The sequence below is a fragment of the Pseudomonas sp. USHLN015 genome (assembly GCF_037153275.1).
In the GTDB taxonomy this organism is placed as follows: Bacteria; Pseudomonadota; Gammaproteobacteria; order Pseudomonadales; family Pseudomonadaceae; genus Metapseudomonas; species Metapseudomonas tohonis.
The window spans coordinates 1-17,877 of record NZ_JBBCKP010000001.1; the positions used below are offsets into that span (position 1 = coordinate 1).

13 protein-coding genes are annotated in these 17,877 nt (G+C 65.8%); 5 read left to right on the plus strand and 8 right to left on the minus strand.

Annotated features, from left to right (window positions below):
* Positions 1-111 (minus strand): hypothetical protein (locus WFQ67_RS00005; protein WP_337056133.1); only part of this gene is annotated, 111 nt, incomplete at its 3' end.
* A gap of 503 nt (positions 112-614) precedes the next feature.
* On the opposite strand from WFQ67_RS00005, the gene WFQ67_RS00010 reads away from it, so the two are divergent.
* Entirely contained in the window at positions 615-920 is a 306-nt protein-coding gene (locus WFQ67_RS00010; protein WP_173174884.1) for an NIPSNAP family protein, read from the plus strand.
* 159 nt (positions 921-1,079) lie between these two features.
* Here WFQ67_RS00010 and WFQ67_RS00015 read toward each other — a convergent pair whose 3' ends face one another.
* Positions 1,080-1,379, minus strand: coding sequence for a hypothetical protein (locus tag WFQ67_RS00015; RefSeq protein ID WP_173174886.1), 300 nt, complete (start codon positions 1,377-1,379; stop codon positions 1,080-1,082).
* 233 nt (positions 1,380-1,612) lie between these two features.
* Here WFQ67_RS00015 and WFQ67_RS00020 point away from each other — a divergent pair, with 233 nt between their 5' ends.
* Positions 1,613-2,656, plus strand: coding sequence for a threonine aldolase family protein (locus WFQ67_RS00020; protein ID WP_337055880.1), 1,044 nt, complete (start codon positions 1,613-1,615; stop codon positions 2,654-2,656).
* A gap of 808 nt (positions 2,657-3,464) precedes the next feature.
* Here the strand turns inward: WFQ67_RS00020 and gbcB are convergent.
* Positions 3,465-4,568, minus strand: a complete 1,104-nt coding sequence (gbcB, locus tag WFQ67_RS00025) for a glycine-betaine demethylase subunit GbcB (RefSeq protein WP_337055881.1) — start codon at positions 4,566-4,568, stop codon at positions 3,465-3,467.
* Positions 4,569-4,916: 348 nt separating this feature from the next.
* Between gbcB and gbcA the strand changes: the two genes are divergently transcribed.
* Positions 4,917-6,206, plus strand: coding sequence for a glycine-betaine demethylase subunit GbcA (gene gbcA, locus WFQ67_RS00030; protein WP_173174892.1), 1,290 nt, complete (start codon positions 4,917-4,919; stop codon positions 6,204-6,206).
* Positions 6,207-6,459: 253 nt separating this feature from the next.
* Here gbcA and WFQ67_RS00035 read toward each other — a convergent pair whose 3' ends face one another.
* Complete coding sequence (locus tag WFQ67_RS00035) at positions 6,460-6,837, minus strand: NUDIX hydrolase (RefSeq protein WP_337055882.1); 378 nt, start codon at positions 6,835-6,837, stop codon at positions 6,460-6,462.
* A gap of 531 nt (positions 6,838-7,368) precedes the next feature.
* Between WFQ67_RS00035 and WFQ67_RS00040 the strand changes: the two genes are divergently transcribed.
* Positions 7,369-7,677: a hypothetical protein gene (locus WFQ67_RS00040; protein ID WP_337055883.1), complete on the plus strand. Its 309-nt coding sequence runs from the start codon at positions 7,369-7,371 to the stop codon at positions 7,675-7,677.
* A gap of 352 nt (positions 7,678-8,029) precedes the next feature.
* Here the strand turns inward: WFQ67_RS00040 and WFQ67_RS00045 are convergent, their stop codons facing one another.
* The 3 genes from WFQ67_RS00045 to WFQ67_RS00055 all read right to left on the minus strand — a co-directional run bounded on the left by WFQ67_RS00045 (position 8,030) and on the right by WFQ67_RS00055 (position 12,420).
* Positions 8,030-10,582, minus strand: coding sequence for a fimbria/pilus outer membrane usher protein (locus WFQ67_RS00045; protein ID WP_337055884.1), 2,553 nt, complete (start codon positions 10,580-10,582; stop codon positions 8,030-8,032).
* Positions 10,583-10,749: 167 nt separating this feature from the next.
* Entirely contained in the window at positions 10,750-11,484 is a 735-nt protein-coding gene (locus WFQ67_RS00050; protein WP_337055885.1) for a fimbrial biogenesis chaperone, read from the minus strand.
* 300 nt (positions 11,485-11,784) lie between these two features.
* Positions 11,785-12,420, minus strand: coding sequence for a response regulator transcription factor (locus WFQ67_RS00055; RefSeq protein ID WP_337055886.1), 636 nt, complete (start codon positions 12,418-12,420; stop codon positions 11,785-11,787).
* A gap of 167 nt (positions 12,421-12,587) precedes the next feature.
* On the opposite strand from WFQ67_RS00055, the gene WFQ67_RS00060 reads away from it, so the two are divergent.
* Entirely contained in the window at positions 12,588-13,796 is a 1,209-nt protein-coding gene (locus tag WFQ67_RS00060; RefSeq protein ID WP_337055887.1) for an EAL domain-containing response regulator, read from the plus strand.
* A 13-nt stretch (positions 13,797-13,809) separates the two neighbouring features.
* Here the strand turns inward: WFQ67_RS00060 and WFQ67_RS00065 are convergent, their stop codons facing one another.
* Positions 13,810-17,394 (minus strand): transporter substrate-binding domain-containing protein, encoded by a 3,585-nt coding sequence (locus tag WFQ67_RS00065; RefSeq protein ID WP_337055888.1) that lies wholly within the window; start codon positions 17,392-17,394, stop codon positions 13,810-13,812.
* Between the last annotated feature and the right edge of the window lie 483 nt (positions 17,395-17,877).

The window sequence follows — 17,877 nt, forward strand, 5'->3', positions numbered from 1 at the left end:
GTTCTCGGAGGCGATCAGCTCGATGTGGTCTTCCTGGCGGCGCTCCTCTTCCTGCATGGCGCTGAACAGTTCGTCGTCGTAGCCCTGGATCTGGTCGTGCTTGCTGAACATCGCTGATCTCCTGACGCGCCTGCGGTGGCGCCTATCGTTTGGTACGGGGGCTTCCCGTTTGCAGCGATGGTATGACTCGCCCTGCCTTGCCAGATGCCTACGGACGCCACGGGAGAATGCGTTTGCGACATGCAAAGGGTCGCAATCGAACATCCATGCGGCAGACCCGGTAACCCACAGTTTCCGTGGAGCAAGCTGTGGATAAGCTGTAGACCCCGCGCTACCGGCCAGGGCCCGCGCAGGCTGCGGCCCATTGCGCATTTATTGTGCGATATCAGAGGGTTAGCGAAATTCTTACGCACAGAAGTTGTGCAGCGATCTGTGGACAAGCTGTGCGTGGATGGCGCAACGCCAGGCAAGCCGGGGCTCTCGCCCGGCTGTACGTGAACCGATCAGCCGTCGGCAGGCGAAGATGCCCACAGCGACGCGCCTGGACAGCGAGGGTGGCAGTGGATAGTTTCGACTCCCCGCAGCATTTCGCATGCGCCTGGACGAGCGACTCCATGATCACCTGCTACCTGCGCTACATCATCGATCCGTACAAGCTGGCCGAATTCGAGCACTACGGAAAACTCTGGATTCCCCTGGTGGAGAAATTCGGCGGCACCCACCACGGCTACTTCCTGCCCTCCGAAGGCGCGAACAATGTCGCGCTGGCGATGTTCAGCTTCCCCAGCCTGGCGGCCTACGAGGACTACCGTACCCGCTCCATGGCGGACGCCGAGTGCATCGCGGCCTTCGGCTATGCCGAGGAAACCCGCTGCATCCTCAGCTACGAGCGCAGCTTCTTCCGTCCGGTATTCAGCTGAGAACCCGGGCTGAAGTCCGGGCCACGCCCAAGGGGAAACCGCCCACAAAGACCGTGGACCACCCTGTGGATAAGCTGTGCGACGAACGCGCAGGGCCAGGCACGGCGCCGGCTGGCGCCGCCTGGCTCTTTTTTGCTCAGGGCCTGGCGGCCCGGTGGGTCAGTTCAGCTGGGTGAGGCACTTGTTGGTGACGCTCAGCAGCCGCTCGTGGGTGGCCTTGGGCAACGGCGTCTTCTGGGCCTTCAGTTCGTCCAGTTCGGCCTGGCTGAATTCGGCGCTGACCCGGTCGGCCGCGCAGCCGCAATATTTCTGCAACTTGTCCGCGCCGACTTGGGCCTGGGCCCCCGCCATGCACTCCTTGACGAAATGATCACGCTCGCCTGCGGGCCATTCGGCCGCCTGTGCGGAAAGGCTCACGAGCCAGGGCGCGGCAAGGGCGATCAGGTAGGAATAGCGCATCTGTGACACTCCTCATTGATGGCAAAGTCCGTCCCCGTGCAGGCACGGTTATGTTGTGAGCGGCAAAGACCCCGGCGAGTTCCTCCAGGCATCCCCGTCACCGGACCGGGGACAGCGCCTGGTTTAAAAAGGATGTCGCCTGGAGTCATTTGCGGGCGTCCATCCTGTCGTAAAGTTAGTTCCCATCCGCCCGCCCCTGCCGGGGACCCGGGCGACAGGACCAAGGACCCGAGATGACCGACCAGACCCAGCAATTCGCCAGCGACAACTATTCCGGCATCTGCCCCGAAGTCTGGGCCGCCATGGCCGAGGCCAACCGCGGCCACGAGCGCGCCTATGGCGACGACCAGTGGACGGCACGCGCCGCCGATCACTTCCGCCAGCTGTTCGAGACCGACTGCGAGGTGTTCTTCGCCTTCAACGGCACCGCCGCCAACTCCCTGGCCCTCGCCTCGATGTGCCAGAGCTACCACAGCGTGATCTGCTCCGAGACGGCCCACGTCGAGACCGACGAATGCGGCGCGCCGGAGTTCTTCTCCAACGGCTCCAAGCTGCTGCTGGCCCGCACCGAGCAGGGCAAGCTGACGCCCGAAGCGGTACGCGAGATCGCCCTCAAGCGCCAGGACATCCATTACCCCAAGCCGCGCGTGGTGACGCTGACCCAGGCCACCGAAGTGGGCACCGTGTACCGGCCGGAGGAAGTGCGCGCGATCAGCGCCGTGTGCAAGGAGCTGGGCCTGCGCCTGCACATGGACGGTGCGCGCTTCTCCAACGCCTGCGCCTTCCTCGGCTGCACCCCGGCGGAGCTGACCTGGAAGGCCGGCGTCGACGTGCTCTGCTTCGGCGGCACCAAGAACGGCATGGCGGTGGGCGAGGCCATCCTGTTCTTCAACCACGAGCTGGCCGAGGACTTCGACTACCGCTGCAAGCAGGCCGGCCAGTTGGCCTCGAAGATGCGCTTCCTTTCCGCTCCCTGGGTCGGCCTGCTGCAGGACGATGCCTGGATGCGCTATTCCCGGCACGCCAACAGCTGTGCCCAACTGCTGGCCGAGCTGGTGGCGGACGTGCCGGGTGTGAGCCTGATGTTCCCGGTGGAGGCCAACGGCGTGTTCCTGCAGATGTCCGAGCCGGCGCTGGACTACCTGCGCGCCCGCAACTGGCGCTTCTACACCTTCATCGGGGCCGGCGGCGCGCGCTTCATGTGCTCCTGGGACACCGAGAAGGAGCGCGTGCGCGAGCTCGCTGCCGACATCCGCGCCGCCATGGCCAACACCTGACACCTCCCTCCGGCCCGGGGCCCTGGGCCGCACTCCCCCTCCCTCCGTCCGAGGCGCCCCGCGAAAGCGGGCGCCTTTCTACATACGCGCCCCACACCCTGGATGAGGTTCCGCCAGAGATATCCTCAGGCCGCGGCTTATCCTCGATTTCGGTGCATCACCCTGTGGACAAGCTGTAGAGCGACGGCCAGGCGCCAGGCAGGACGGCACCTGTGCAGAACAGGTCGTTTTATGAGCGTATTCAAAGCGTTATGAATATTCGGCGCACAATTTCTGTGCGGCGATCTGTAGGCAACCTGTGGATAAGAGGCTGCAGGCCACGGGGTACGGCCGCTGCAGGGAATCGATCAGATAATGAGCAGCGCTGCAGGCCGCGTGGCGCCTGGGGCAGCCCGGATGCGACACATGCAGCCTGGCAACGCCATGCCTGAATTTGTCCCCTGCTGCGGTGGAGGCTTCTGTGGACAAGCTGTGCAGCGTCGCCTGCATGCCTTGCACCCCGTGGGGCGTGGCTTACAGGCTATTTATCGAACGATTTCAGAGGGATGGCGGCGATCTTGTGCACAGCCTCTGTGCAAGGAGCTGTGGCCTGCCTGTGCATAACCCTCTGCAGCGCCCGGCCCACGGTGGATACAAGCGAGCGGTCAATCCTTGATCAACGCCTCGCGCGCTGCCGAACCCTTGCCAGCCGGGCCTCGCAGCCTGGTGACAAACCCACAGAAGCCGTGCACCAGCCTGTGGACAAGCTGTTCGCCAAACGCCAGGAGCCCCGCGTGCCGGGCCCCCTGGGCGATCGGTCAATTACTGATCAATAGTCGATGGCGACATCACCCTTGGGCACGCTGCAGCAGGAGAGGATGTAGCCCTCGGCGACATCGTCGTCGGTGATACCGCCGTTGTGCTCCATCTCCACCTCCCCCGCGGTCTTCATGACCTTGCAGGTGCCGCAGATGCCCATGCCGCAGGCCTTGGGGATATGCAGGCCGAGCTTGGCGGCCGCAGTGTGCACGGTCTCGCCCGGCGCCACGCGGATGCTCTTGCCGGTGCTGATGAACTCCACCAGGTTGAGGTCGGCCGCCGGCACCGCCGGTGCCTCCGCCGCTTCGGCCGCATGCTCCTTCACCTCGGCGCGGATTTCCGGCGGGGTGGGGCCGAAGGCCTCCTCGTGGTAGCGCTGCATGTCGAAGCCGTTGGCTTCGAGCAGGCGCTTGACCGCGCTCATGTAGGGGGTGGGGCCGCAGCAGAAGATCTCGCGCTCCATGAAATCCGGTGCGATCAATTGCAGCATCGGCTGGCTGAGGTAGCCGCGATAACCGGACCAGGTCTCGCCGATGTCGTACTTCTCGCAGACCAGGTGCAGCTTGAAGTTGCCGACGCGCGAGGCCATGTGGCGCAGCTCGCGGTGGTAGATGATGTCCTTCGGCGTGCGCGCGCTGTGAACGAAGACCATGTCGACGTTGGCGTTGGTGTCGAAGAACCAGCGCGCCATGGACATCACCGGGGTGATGCCGACGCCGCCGGAGAGGTAGAGCACCTTGTCGGCCGGGAAGTCGATGGCGTTGAACAGGCCGACCGGGCCGTGCACCGGGATGACATCGCCTTCCTTGAGGTTGTCGTGCAGCCAGTTGGAGACCTTGCCACCCGGCACGCGCTTGATGGTGATGGAGAAGCTGTAGGGCACCGACGGCGAGCTGGAGATGGTGTAGGAGCGCATGATCGGCAGGCCGTCGATCTCCAGCTCCAGGGTCACGAACTGCCCGGGCTTGAAGAAGAACACCATAGGCTGGTCGGCCATGAAGCAGAAGGTGCGGACATCCCAGGTCTCCTGGATGACCTTCACGCAGCGCACCAGATGACGGCCGTTGGCCCAGGTCTGTGTCGTCACCGGATTCAGGAAGCTGTTGCTGCTCATAACGCATCTCCGCGCGGCCGGAAATCGGCCCCAATGGAACGGATTCTGCGTAAGCGAAAAAGCGCCCACTTACCTGCCAGCGACATTCACATGCTTATCGCGACCTGCCAGCAACGCCAAGGGCTGCGGAGTCGGAAACGGATGTGGCCGTGTCGTCCATGGATAAGGTCGGGTCAGTCCCCGACGCCACACTCAGCCCCAGCCGAACACAAGCAAACGAGCGACATTCCCCCCTCTATCAGCGCGCTATCGGCAGCGTCGGAAGGGGAGGTGAAGCCGCCTTGCGTCACGACCGAAAGCCATTTTCGCGGAGGCCGCCCAGCGCGCCCCGCCACTGAGGAGTCAACGATGGATATCACTTCCACCCTGAGTCTGGGCGATCCGCTGGACCCGGCGCGCAAGGCCACCGCCGAGATGCTCCGCGAGCGCGACCACAGCTTTTCCCTGCCGCAGCCGTTCTACAACGACGAGCGCCTGTTCCAGATCGACATGCAGGAGATCTTCCACAAGGAGTGGCTGATCGCAGGCATGACCTGCGAGATCCCCGCCAAGGGCAACTACCTGACCCTGCAGATCGGCGACAACCCGATCATCGTGCTGCGCGGCGCCGAGGGGCAGGTGCATGCCTTCCACAACGTCTGCCGCCACCGGGGCTCGCGCCTGTGCGTCAGCGACAAGGGCAAGGTCGCCAAGCTGGTCTGCCCCTACCACCAGTGGACCTACGAGCTGGACGGCCGCCTGTTGTTCGCCGGCACCGAGATGGGGGCCGACTTCGACCTGAAGGACTACAGCCTCAAGCCGGTGAAGGTGAAGACCGCCGGCGGCTACATCTTCATCTCCCTGGCCGAGAACCCGCCAGCCATCGACGACTTCCTCTCCACCCTGGCCCATTACATGGAGCCCTACGACATGGAGAACACCAAGGTGGCCGTGCAGACCACCCTGATGGAGAAGGCCAACTGGAAGCTGGTGATCGAGAACAACCGCGAGTGCTACCACTGCAACGGCTCGCACCCCGAGTTGCTCAACACCCTGCTGGAATGGGATGACGTCACCGACCCGCGTGCCAGCCAGGCCTTCAAGGACCAGGTAGCCGCCTGCACCACCGCCTGGGACGCCGAGAAAATCCCCTATGCCCACGCCAGCTTCGGCCTGCGCAACCGCATCGTGCGCATGCCGCTGCTGCAGGGCACCGTGTCAATGACCATGGACGGCAAGCAGGGCAGCAAGAAACTCATGGGGCGCATCAAGAACCCGGACCTGGGCTCCATGCGCATCCTCCACCTGCCGCACTCCTGGAACCACTGCATGGGCGACCACATGATCGTCTTCACCGTGTGGCCGATCAGCGCGCAGGAAACCATGGTCACCACCAAGTGGCTGGTGCACAAGGACGCGGTGGAAGGCGTGGACTACGACGTGGCGCGCCTGCGCGAGGTGTGGGACGCGACCAACGACCAGGATCGTCGCCTCGCCGAGGAGAACCAGCGCGGGATCAACTCCACCGCCTACCAGCCGGGGCCCTACTCCAAGACCTACGAGTTCGGCGTGATCAATTTCCTCGACTGGTACAGCGAGCGCCTGCTCAACAACCTGGGCGACGTCCCCGCCACCCGCCTGCGCCAGGTCGGCGAATAAGGCGATGAGCCTGAGCCTCGGGTTCGTCCTGCTGCTCACCCTCTACACGGCGCTGGCCTGTCGCAAGGGACGGCGCCACGAGGCAACACACTGAGGTCCCGCAAGGGACACACTCGCCCCCATCAGGTCGTCGGCCCTGGCGGGGGCTTTTTTTGCCCAGGTCCCGTACGCCCCACGCCAGGGCACCAAGTACCCATGGCCCGGGCCTCAGCCCGGAAAACAGGCACACGAGACACCCTCGAACGGCGTGAGCCTATGCGCCTGGCCGCTGGCAGGTCTTGAGCAGGCGGCGGATGGCCTTGTTGATGCTGCGCTTGCCCAGGTCCTCGACGGAGAACCAGCGGCAGTCGGCGATCTCGTTCAGCGGCGTGGGCTGCTGGGATTCCGGGATCGGCGCTTCGAAAACGTAGTGAAGGGTCGTGTACAGCTCCAGGGGCGCGATGTAGTCGAGGGTCTCGACCGCGAGCCCGGTCTCCTCCACCAGTTCGCGGAACGCCGCCTGCCCGGGCGCTTCGTCCGCCTCGATCCGGCCGCCTGGCAACGTCCACTTCGACTTGGGTTTGCGCACGAAGAGGATCTTGTCTTCCATGCGGCAGATGACGGTCGCCCGTTCTTTGATTGCCCTGCCCATCTGCTCCCCCCTGCCACTGCATCGAAAGACCGGAACGGTCACGAAAACCCTCGTAACCAAAGCAAGAAGGGCGCCAGACATGGCCGGCCCCCACACGAGGACGCGCCTGTATCTAACGTTAGGCGCCCTTGGCGATATTTGCCTCGCGCAGAGGCTTGGAACAGGGCCTTCCGGGGAAGATTCCCGGTCTATTTACCGTGGCAGGCGAATCCGGCCCGTGCTTCGGGTGAAGGCACCCGCGAAAAGCCGGCAGGAAACGAGGTGTGGATGTGCAGAAAGACCGGAAGCCCGGCGGAAATTTCGGCAAAGCGGATGGTCGAGTATCCCACGTGCCACAAGGAAGTTTGTAGGTCGGATTAGTCCGACTCACCACCGAACCGGACCGGGTTCACAGCCTCGCGCCAAAGGACGGGGATAATGCGAAATCATCAGGCTCCTACAGTTAGAACCTACAAAAAATCCGGATCGCCAAAGTGTGGATCGTAGGAGCCATCTGATTTTTACTCAGTTCAGCCTGTAAGGAGTGCTGAGATGAAACGACTACTGAATATTCCCCTCCTCGCCCTCATCTGCGTCGCCGGCCTGGCCCAAGCGGAAAACGCGTCACCGGCCCTAGGACAGATCACTTTCGTAGGAAGCATCTGCAAGGACCTTTGCGATACCCCTACAAGCACCTGGCTCGAGCATGTAGGACGCCGCAGCGGCCTCAGCCCCATCGGCCGATCGGAACCCGGAGCGCGTGGCAACTGCGCCGGCCTGGGTGAAACCACTTCCGTCAGCATGAGCACCATTGCGTCCCGCACCGGCGACGCCGGGATCATCACGGTGGTCTACAACTGAGGCCGCATGCCGAGCACACCGCGAACGCCGATCCGGTACGCGGGACTGCGAGCCGCCATCACACAGGGTCGTGCATGGCGGCAAGGCAGGAAAGACTCGCTTGACCGACCAGCAAGCCGGCACGACAGCTGGAGTCCGCGACCATCGACCTGCGGGGGCACGCCTGCTTGCACGCCGGTCGAGACCGAGCGGGGATGGTCCAGGAGGCGGGATGAGGCTGGCGCGCCTGCGATCGAGTGGCGGGGACGCCGACTCGGAACCCAGTGGTGAGGGATCGCGTGCCGACCAGGGTTGCATCAGCACCGGCCCGAGCGCCCGCGCATAGGCATGGCGAGCCGCACGGCCGGCGGGATCATTCGGCTAGCGCGATCTCGGTCCGCCCACCGAGCGTGACGCAGCGCACCTCGACCTGTTGGTAGCTGGGGTCGTCCGGGTCCTGCGCCGGCAGGTGGTAGTCGACCCGACAGGCCTTGTCCGGCCCTTCGCCCCAACGGACGATCAGCACGCCCTCACGGGGGAGCCCGCGCAGGAATGCCCGCCCCCCCTGCCCCACCATGGCCAGGGACACGCCCTGGGCATCGATGACGTCGGAGCCCAGCGGCGGGTTCTGGCCATCTTCGCGAAGGATGCGCAGCAACACCGGCACGCCGGTGATGGTGGGGTAGCTGAGCATCACCACGGCACCATGGCGCGGAGCCACCGCCTGCTCGGTGATCTGCAACTCGACGTTGCGCAGGGTGCCGACCGGGTCGATCGCCACCTGGTTGTGGCGGTAGGGGGCGAGGCCGCCGACCACCGCGTAACCGTTGCTGCCGACACGGGCGTTCAAGTCGTTGCTGACATAGGCCCCTTCCGCCCCCTTGGCCTCGACGACGGCATAGGTTTCGCTCTGGCTCTGGGTGAAGTTGATCCCACCTGGGTGGGCCACCAGGCTGCCACCGATGCCGACGCTCTGCTGGCGGTAACCGGTGCCCTCGCTGTAGCTGGCGTTGAGCGACGCCGCCGGTGCGAAGTAGTGGACGCTGCCGCCGGCGCTGCTGGACCGGTCGCCCTGGTCGCTGCTGCGCGAGCCGTAGAGGCTGTAGTTCATCTGCGAGCGCTCGCCCGCGACGCCACTGAGGCTGGCCTGGGTGTTGCTGCGCTTGCCGGCGTAGCTGACCGAGCTACTGAGGAAGGGCGAGCGTACATCGCGCCCCAGGGGCAGGCTGAAGGACAGCAGGTATTGGTTCTCGTATCCCGAGCCCATGCGCGTCCGGCCTGCCGAGGTGCTCACGGTTCCCCAGCTGAAACCGTTGGAGTAGCCGGCCTGGAAGGTCATGTCGCTGCGCTGCCCGGCGTTCCAGTAGTTCTGTGCCGACCCGCTCAGGTAAAGACTGCCGAAGTTCGCCCCCAGGGGCTGGCTGATGTTGGCCTGCAATCGGCTGCGCTGGCGGTAGAGGCGGCTTTCGGGGTTGCCGACGGACTGCGCGTAGTCACCGAACTCGAGATATCCCTCGCTGGAGAAGCGGTAGGCAGCCAGGGTGAAGTTGGTCTGGGTGCTGTCCAGCAGCTTGCTGTAGGTGACCCGGTAGCTTTGGCCGCTCCTGGGGGCGGAGTCGGCGACGGGACGCTCGGCGACATGCGAGCGGGTGACATCGAACGCGACGGCCCCAAGCCCGGTGCTGATCGCGACACCGCCCTGGGCGGCCATGTACTTCTCGGCCACGATGCTGCCCAGGTAGCCGGTGAAGGCGTTGGTCACACCGCGCTGGTAGGTGGCCATGGCGAACTTCGGCGATGCGTCCAGGCTGCGGTCCCGGTACTCGCCTGCGGTCACGCTGAAGCGCGATACACCGGGGCGCAGCAACTGCGCCACCGAGGCGTAGGGCACGACGAAGGAGCGCTGGCGGCCATCGGCCTCGGTCACCGTCACCTCGATGTCACCGGAGTAACCGGAGTCGTAGAGGTCGTCGATGCTGAAGGGGCCAGGCGCCACCGTCGCCTCGTAAAGCACCGATTGCCCCTGGCGCACGGTGACCTTGGCGTTGGTTTCCGCCACGCCCCGGATCACGGGGGCGAAACCGCGCTGGGAGTCGGGGAGCATGCGGTCGTCGGAACTGATCTGCACGCCTCTGAAAGGCACGCTCTCGAACAGCTCGCCAGGCGTGTAGTAGTCGCCGACCGTGAGTTGCGAACGCAGGCCGGTGAGGTCGCGCTGGGCATAGGTGCTGGCGTTGCTGTAGTGGCTGCGGGTAGGGCCGCCATCCTGGCTGGAGCGGTTGTAGTAGCCGTTGGAGCGCAGGCGCCACTCACCGATGTTGAGACCGTTGTTGAGGCCCAGGGACAGCTGGTTAGAACCGAGGCCGCCGCTGTGGCTGCGGTAGCCGCTGGCGTTGTAGCCGATGAAGCCGGCCGTGACGCCGGCATCCCAGTCACGGGGGTCCACGTGCCCGCGTGCCTGTCGCCCCAGGTACGCCTGCGGGATGCTCAGGTGGGCGCTCAGCTCGGACAGATCGACCTCGACCTGCGCCTGGGGCACCAGGCGATCCAGCTCGACGCAATCCTCGTTGTCCGTAATCGACTGCCGAGCGGCCTGGGGGTCCGGAAGGTTCGCCAGCTCGATGCCGAAGGCGCCGACGTGCTCGGGCTTGAAGCAGTAGCGCTGGATGACCGCAGCGCCCTCGCCCTCGCTGACAACCCGCAACTCGTGCCGCCCCTTCCAGGTCTGGTTGACATAGATATCCAGGAGATAGGTGCCGGGAGGCAGGGCGTTTGCGTTGGCGAAGCGCGACAGGTCGACGGCCTCTTCCGCACCGCTACCGAAGAACGCCGGGTTGAACACGGCATAACGGGCCGGGGAAACGCCTTCGTCCGCGTCCACCTGGCTCCAGTCGCTGAGCGCCAGGGAGGCAAGGACCACGGCCATGACCTTGAGCCGTCCGCCACGGGGCGCGAGACGCACCCTGCGAGTGCCACGCGTAGCCGATCCCGGATACCTGTCTGAAAGGGCTTTCATAGTCGTACCTGGCGCATCGATGAATGGCGCGCGAACGATCGAGCAGCGTCAGCGCCTTGCGCGCACGAGCCGCCTGCTCACGGCTCCAGCCTCGCCTCGTGCCCAATGGATGAGCCGTAGTCGTTGATCCACTTCGTCACCACCGTGGCGGCCGCTCCCCGCTGCACCGCGCCCGGCAGGGGGAAGTCGCGGCTTCCGAGCGGCGGCACCATCCCATCGCCGGCCTGGTGCGCCCGCCCGCCGACGTTCAGCGAGACATCGCTGAACGACACATGGAAGGCGCTGGGGTTGCTCGCTCGCAGCACGCTTTGCGCGCCGTTCTGGACCAGTCGCCAACTGATCTGCTGGGCCGCTCCGGACGCGCTGCCCGGCAAGCCGGACGGTCGATAGAAGAGTTTCAGGCGGGTGCGGATGGCGAACTGCATGGAGTTGCCGCTGTCCGCCGCGGGTTGTGGCGGGACATCCAGGAGGTTGAGCCAGAACACCGTCTCGCGGTCAGTGGGCAGTGCCTCGCCCGTGAACGCCAGGCGCAGGCTCTGCCCCTTGCCCGGGTCGAGGCGGAAGATCGGCGGCGTGAGCAAAAAGGGCGCATCGGCCTGGTCCGGCTTGCTCGACGGGTCGCCGCGATCGATCCAGGCCTGCACCAGGGACGGCTCCTTGCCGTCGTTGCTCACCCGTACGCTGATTTCCTGCTGCTTGGCGGGATAGATGAAACGGGTGCCGTTCACCACCATGCCGGCCTGCACGCTCGGCAGGAAGGAGGCGATGAAGAGTGCGGCGATCAATCGGGTGATCCTTGCGGTGGGATGCATCGGTTTTTCCTGAATGGCCGCCGCCCGGGGGGGCCGGGCGGGTGGCGATGGGTCCTGATTCGTGGCGGGGAAGGCGGGAACTAAGGCCGCAGTGGCGGCGCGCCTTTTCCCGGGGGAGGATGATATCGAGCGACACACCCGCAATCCGGCATCGAGCGCCAGGGAAAACCGTAGGAAAAATCCTCAAAAAGCCAGGAAAAGGCCGTCAACTCCAAAAACGAGGCAGGGGTCGGATCCGGGGATGCGCAAAGTCAGGGCGCGGGAGTACGCAGGGGAGGCCCTTCGCCAGGGAGGGCCCGGCTAGGAAGCGGTGCCGTTGGCCAGGTCGTTGCGCCGGGCGAATTCGATCAGTTCCAGCAACGAGCCGAGGTTGAGCTTCTGCTGGATGCGGCTCTTGTAAGTACTGACGGTCTTGTTGCTGAGCAGCATCAGGTCGCCGATCTGCTTGTTGGAGAGGCCCGCCGCCAGGTACTGCAGCACCATCAGCTCCTGGTTGGACAGACGTGCGACCAGCTCGGCCTCGCTGGTCAGCGCGGTCTGGCCCGCCTGCAATGCATCGGCCGGGTAGAAGGAAAACCCCGCGCTGATCGAGTTGATCGCAATCACGAGGTTCTGCAGGTCCTCTTCCTTGCTGACGAATCCCTTGGCGCCCGCCTGCATGCAGCGCTGGCAGAAGCTCTCGGCGGGTTGCGAGGTGAGCACCAGCACATGGCTGTCGAGCCCCAGGGCGCGGATGCGGGCGATCACCTTGAGCCCATCCAGGCGCGGAATGCCGATATCGAGGATGACGATGTCGGGCTCATGCTGGCGGATCAGTTGCAGCGCATCGACACCGTTGTCCGTCTCCGCAAGCACCTGCATGCCATTGCGTTCCAGCAGCATGCGCACGGCGAGGCGGATGACGGGATGATCGTCGACTATCAGGGCACTTCTCATGTCGGTCTCTTCCGGGGCGACGCGGGCTCGACGCCGAAGCACGGCAACCATGGCCACGCCCAAGCACTGATGAAATTTCCTACAAATTTCCGGGAATCTTCGCCTAGCTCGTTACCAAGCCTCCTAAGTAACGTGACCGGCATCACAAATCTGCCGAGCGAAACCCGATGAAGAACATAAGCATTCTGGTGCTGGAAGACGAACCCTTCCAGCGCCTGCTGGCGATAGCCGCACTGGAGAGAATGGGTCTGGACCGGATCCATGGAGCGGAGGACGGCGACCAGGCGCTGGCCATGCTACAAGCCTGCGGCGGTGTCGACATCGTGCTCTGCGACCTGCGCATGGCCGGCATGGATGGCCTGGCCTTCCTCCGCCATGCCAGCCAGCGAGGCCTGTTGCGCGCGGTGATGCTCGCCAGCGCGGTCGAGCCGGTGCTGCGCCAGGCCACCATCTCGATGATCCGCTGCCTCGGCGTGGAATTCCTCGGCGATCTCGGCAAGCCTTTCGACATTAACCGGGCCGCCCGCCTGCTGCGCGGCTTCGCGCCCGAGCAGGAGCAGTTGCCCGCATCCCCCGAAGTGATGGAGCTGCCGTCCCTGGCGGAGATAGCCGAAGGCTTCGAGCGCGACGAGTTCGAAGCCTGGTTCCAGCCCAAGGTCGACATGAACGATGGTGCGTTGCGTGGTGCCGAGATGCTCGCTCGTTGGCGCCACCCCCAGCACGGCATCCTGTCACCGGCTCAGTTCCTGCCGCAGATGGAGGCCAGCGGCCTGGTGGATCGCCTGTTCTGGCGCTTGCTGGACCAGGGACTGGCGGTGCAGCAGGAGCTGGCGCAGGAGGGCCGGCAGGTCGAGCTGGCCATCAACATCCAGCCCATCCAGCTGGGCGACCGGCAGATGGTCGAGCGGGTGGCCCGGCGACTGATGGACAGCGGCCTGCCCGGCGAGGGGTTGACCTTCGAGGTGACCGAGACGGGCCTGCTGCGCGCGCCGGCGACCAGCCTGGAGAACCTCGTGCGCCTGCGCCTGATGGGCTGCGGCCTGGCCATGGACGACTTCGGTGCCGGCTACTCCTCGCTCGACCGGCTGTGTGCGCTGCCCTTCAGCCAGATCAAGCTCGACGCCTCGTTCATCCGCAAGCTGCAAAGCCAGCCCCGCTGCGGCGCGGTCATCCGCAGCAGCGTGACCCTGGCCGAGGCGATGGGTATTTCCCTGGTGGTCGAGGGCGTGGAGACCCTGGAGCAGAAGACACTGTTGATGGAACTGGGTTGCGTCCAGGCCCAGGGCTACTACTTCGCCCGGCCCATGGATGGGTCGGCCCTCCGTCGATGGATCGGCGATACCCGCCCACCGGCGACCACCCAGCTTTCGTCCTGACGCCCTCGACGGCTCAGGGCGCGGGTGCCGCAGCCCCTTCGGTCAGGTAATCACTCAACTCCAGTTGCAGACGTTCCAGCGCGCGCACCAGGTCTTCGACACCCCGGCGCAGGCCATCAGGGGTACTGGGCACCGCGCAGGCCGCCATCAGCCGCTGGCACGCCGCGATGACCTCCTCGGCCCGTACTACGCGGGCCGCGCCAATCAACCGATGCGCCAGCTCGGACAGGCCCGCGCTATCACCCCGCTCCAGCAACATGCCGAGCAGGGCGAGGTCCTTGCCGTTGGTCGCCATCAGTTCGCCCAGCAGGTTGCGCACCAGCAGCGGGTCGCCGCCGGTCAGGGGTTGCAACGGGGACAGGTCGAACAAGCCGGTGACCGAAGGGCCCTCCGCCTCGAGCAACTCCCCTTCGCCGACACCGAAGACCCGCTGCAGGGCGGCGAGCCCGATGGGCTTGGCCAGGCACTCGTCCATCCCGGCAGCCAGGCCCCGCTCGATCTCGTCGGCCTGCGCATCGGCGGTGAGCCCGAGGACCAGCGTGCGAGGCCGAACGCCTTCGCGCTCCTCGCGGCGTATCGCCGCCGTCAGTTCTGCCCCGCTCATGCGGGGCATGTGGCAATCGGTGGCCACCGCGTCGAAGTGCCGGGCGCGCCAGCGTTGCAGGGCGTCCTGGCCATCCGCCGCCTCCTCGGCCTCGTGACCGAGGAAAACCAGTTGCTGCTGGAGAATCTGCCGGTTCACCGGGTGATCGTCGACCACCAGCACCCGCAGGCGCCGCGCCGGGCCGGCCAGGGGGCTCGGCGTGGGCACGGGCTCGGGAACGGGGTCGAGGCGGTGCAGGCGCAACTCCACCTCGACCCGCGTACCGCGCCCCGGCTCGCTGTCCAGGGCCAGCCGCCCCCCCATCATCGTGCAGAGCGAGCGGCAGATGACCAGGCCCAGGCCAGTGCCTTCGGCCAGTTGATCGGCCTGCTCGATCCGGGAGAAAGGTTGGAACAGCCGCGCCTGGTCCTCGGGCGCGATGCCGACGCCGCTGTCCTCCACCACCAGCACCATCCGCAGCATCCCGGGCTCGGCGAGGTCCCCCGTGACCCGCACGCCGACCCGCCCTTCAGGGGTGAACTTGATGGCATTGCTGACCAGGTTGGAGAGGATCTGCTTGAAGCGCATGGCATCGACTAGGACATCGCCCTGGATGCTCGAATCGATGTCCAGCACCAGCTCCAGGCGCTTCTGCCGGGCCAGGCCGTCGAACACCCGGGCCACCGACTCCACCAGCTCGCGCAGGTTGGCGCGCGCCGGGGCCAGGCTCAGGCGTCCCGCCTCGATGCGGGCGATGTCGAGGATGTCGCCGATCAGGGTCAGCAGGCTGCGGGCCGACCCATAGGCCACCTGGATGCCGGCCGGGTCGATCGGGCCGTGCTCCGCGCGCTTGAGGGCCAATTCGAGGATGCCGATCACCGCGTTCAGCGGGGTGCGGATCTCGTGGCTCATGGTCGCGAGGAAGGCGGTCTTGGCTCGGCTGGCGTCGTCGGCCAGGTTCTTCGCCTCCTCCAGCTCACGGACCAGATGATGGTGCTCGGTGATGTCGATCCAGCCGCAGATCACGCCCTTGACCGCGCCGGTCGAGTCCTGGAAGGGCTGGGTCCAGTGCTCGATCCACAGCCTGCGCCCGCCCAGTTCCAACTCGTGCACGCCACGCACCAGTTGCCCGTCGACCATCGCCTTCAGGTAGCCCTGGTGGAAGAGCGGCGCCGCCTCGAAGGCCAGGGGCAGCTCCGGGGCCGTCGTCCCCAGAATGTCTTCGCGTGCCAACCCCAGGGTGTCCAGGTAGCTGCGGTTGCACGACAGCAGGCGGCCCTCGACATCACGCACGAAGACCGGTTGCGGCATGCAATCGATCAGCGTCTCGATGAAGCGCAGCTCGTCGTTCAGCTGCCGCTCCGCCGTCATGCGCTTGCGCACCTCGCGGCGCAGGCGCAGGCCCCAGGCCAGGGCCAGGGCCAGCAGCACCAGCGCACCGATCACGATCTGCAGGATCAACTGGTTGTAGTCACGCCAGGTCTGCGCACTCATGGCCGGGCTGCCGCGCCAGCGATTGGCGGCAGCGTTCAGCTCGTCCGGGGCCAGGCTCGCCAGGGCCTTGTCGAGGATCGACTGCAGCTCGACATCGGCCCGGCGCATGGCGAAGTTCGCCGTGGCCGGCTCGATGGGCACCAGCTCAGCCACCGCCAGGCGATTGCGGAACAGCCGGACCACGTAGTAGCGGGCCGTGGGCAGCGACACCAGGGCCGCATCGGCACCGCCGCCGTAGACCAGGTTCATCGCATCCAGCGTCGAGCCCGCCTCGACGATTTCGGCACCGGGGTAGGTGTCCCGCACCTCCGCCAACGCCACGTGCCCCCTGGCGATGGCGAGCCGCTTGCCCTCCATGCCGTCGAGCGGTTCGGCGAGGCCGTCGTCGCCGCGCGGCGCCACCAGCACGAAGGGGTTGGTCATCACCGGGCGGGTGAAGCGCAGCAGTGCCTCGCGTTCGCGCCCCTGGCTGAGGATCGCGAGGTCGGCGCTGCCTTGCTGCAGGCTGCTGATCTGGTCGGTAAAGCCACCACGACGGCTGATCGCCTCGAAGCGCAGGCCGGTGCGAAGGGAGGTCATTTCCAGCAGGTCGGCGGTGATACCGCGGAACTGGCCCTGGGCATCGAAGAAGGCCATGGGCGCCATGTCGTCGTCGATCACCAGGCGCACCACCGGGTGACGCTCCACCCAGCGGCGCTCTTCCTGCGTCAGGGGCAGGGGCTCCAGCGCCGGTATCACGCCGCTGCCGATCCAGCGCCGGGTGATCTCATCCAGGCGCGAGCGGCCAAGGGCATGGAGCGTGGCGTCCAGGCCGCGCAGCAGCGGGGCATCGCCCGAGCGCACGATGAAGGCCACGCCATCGGCCTTGAGTTCGGCGAAGCGCTCGAAGCGCACCATCCCGTGGAAGCCCCGGTTGATCCGGTAGTAGGCGGCGAGCACATCGCCGAGGTACAGGTCGGCCTTGCCGAAGGCCACCGCGGCCATCGCCCCGTCCACCGAATCCGCGGCCACCAGGCGCGCGCTGGGAAATCCCCGGTGCAGCGCCGGGTCGCCCAGGTACTCGGTGGTGGTGACCACGGTCAGCCCGGCCAGGTCGGCGGGAAACTCGCGCGTGTCCTCCTGGCGTCGGAACAGCGCCGCGTGCTCGATGGCGAAAGGTTGGCTGCGCGCCACGCTGGCACCACGCAGGCCGTGGCTGGACGCGGTCGTCATGTCGATCTCGCCCGACTCCAGCGCCCGCGCGAGGGCGGCCTGGTCCGGCAGCTCGCGCAGGACGATGCGCATGCCCAGCATTTGCCCGACCAGCGCGGTGGTGTCCGCCGTGATGCCCTCGAAACTGCCGTCGCGCTGCAGCATCGCCATCGGCGCCTCGGCGTCGCCGGCCACCCCGAGCACCAGGTCGCGCTTCTGCCGCAACCAGTGCCAGTCGCTCTCGGATACGGCCAGCTCCTGCTGGTCGACCTGCAACTGGCTCGACAGATGCAGGGGCGCAGCTCCCACGGGGGCGGATTCAACCGCCATCGGTGACAGCAGAAAGAGACCCAGCAGGAGCGCCCGGGCGGATACGCAAAACCACGAAATGCGGCGCAACGTGGCGACCTCCTTCTGCCTGCTGGGTTGGAACAATGCCCGTTACAGGAAGTGACTGATATTCAATGACTGAGGAAGCTTAAAAACTTGCCTACATGAATTGTAGGAAACTTCCCAAACAACCGATCACGGCGCGCACCGCGAATATACTTCTCGCCTCACATATTCAGCCAATTCCATGAGCGGCCAAGCCTAAAAGCCTATGGCAGCTCGTGTCGCCTCGTCTGGCGTACGCAATAAACATTAGGAATTGTCTGAACGACATCAACATAACTTCTGAAGAAATATCCCATATGCAAAGACAGTCCGATACGGACTACCGCCGGCTATGGATAACTTGTTCGCACCGCCTCTACCGGTAATAGCAAGAAAACCAATCGGAAGAAGTGCCAACCCTGTTTCGAACGGCTTTGT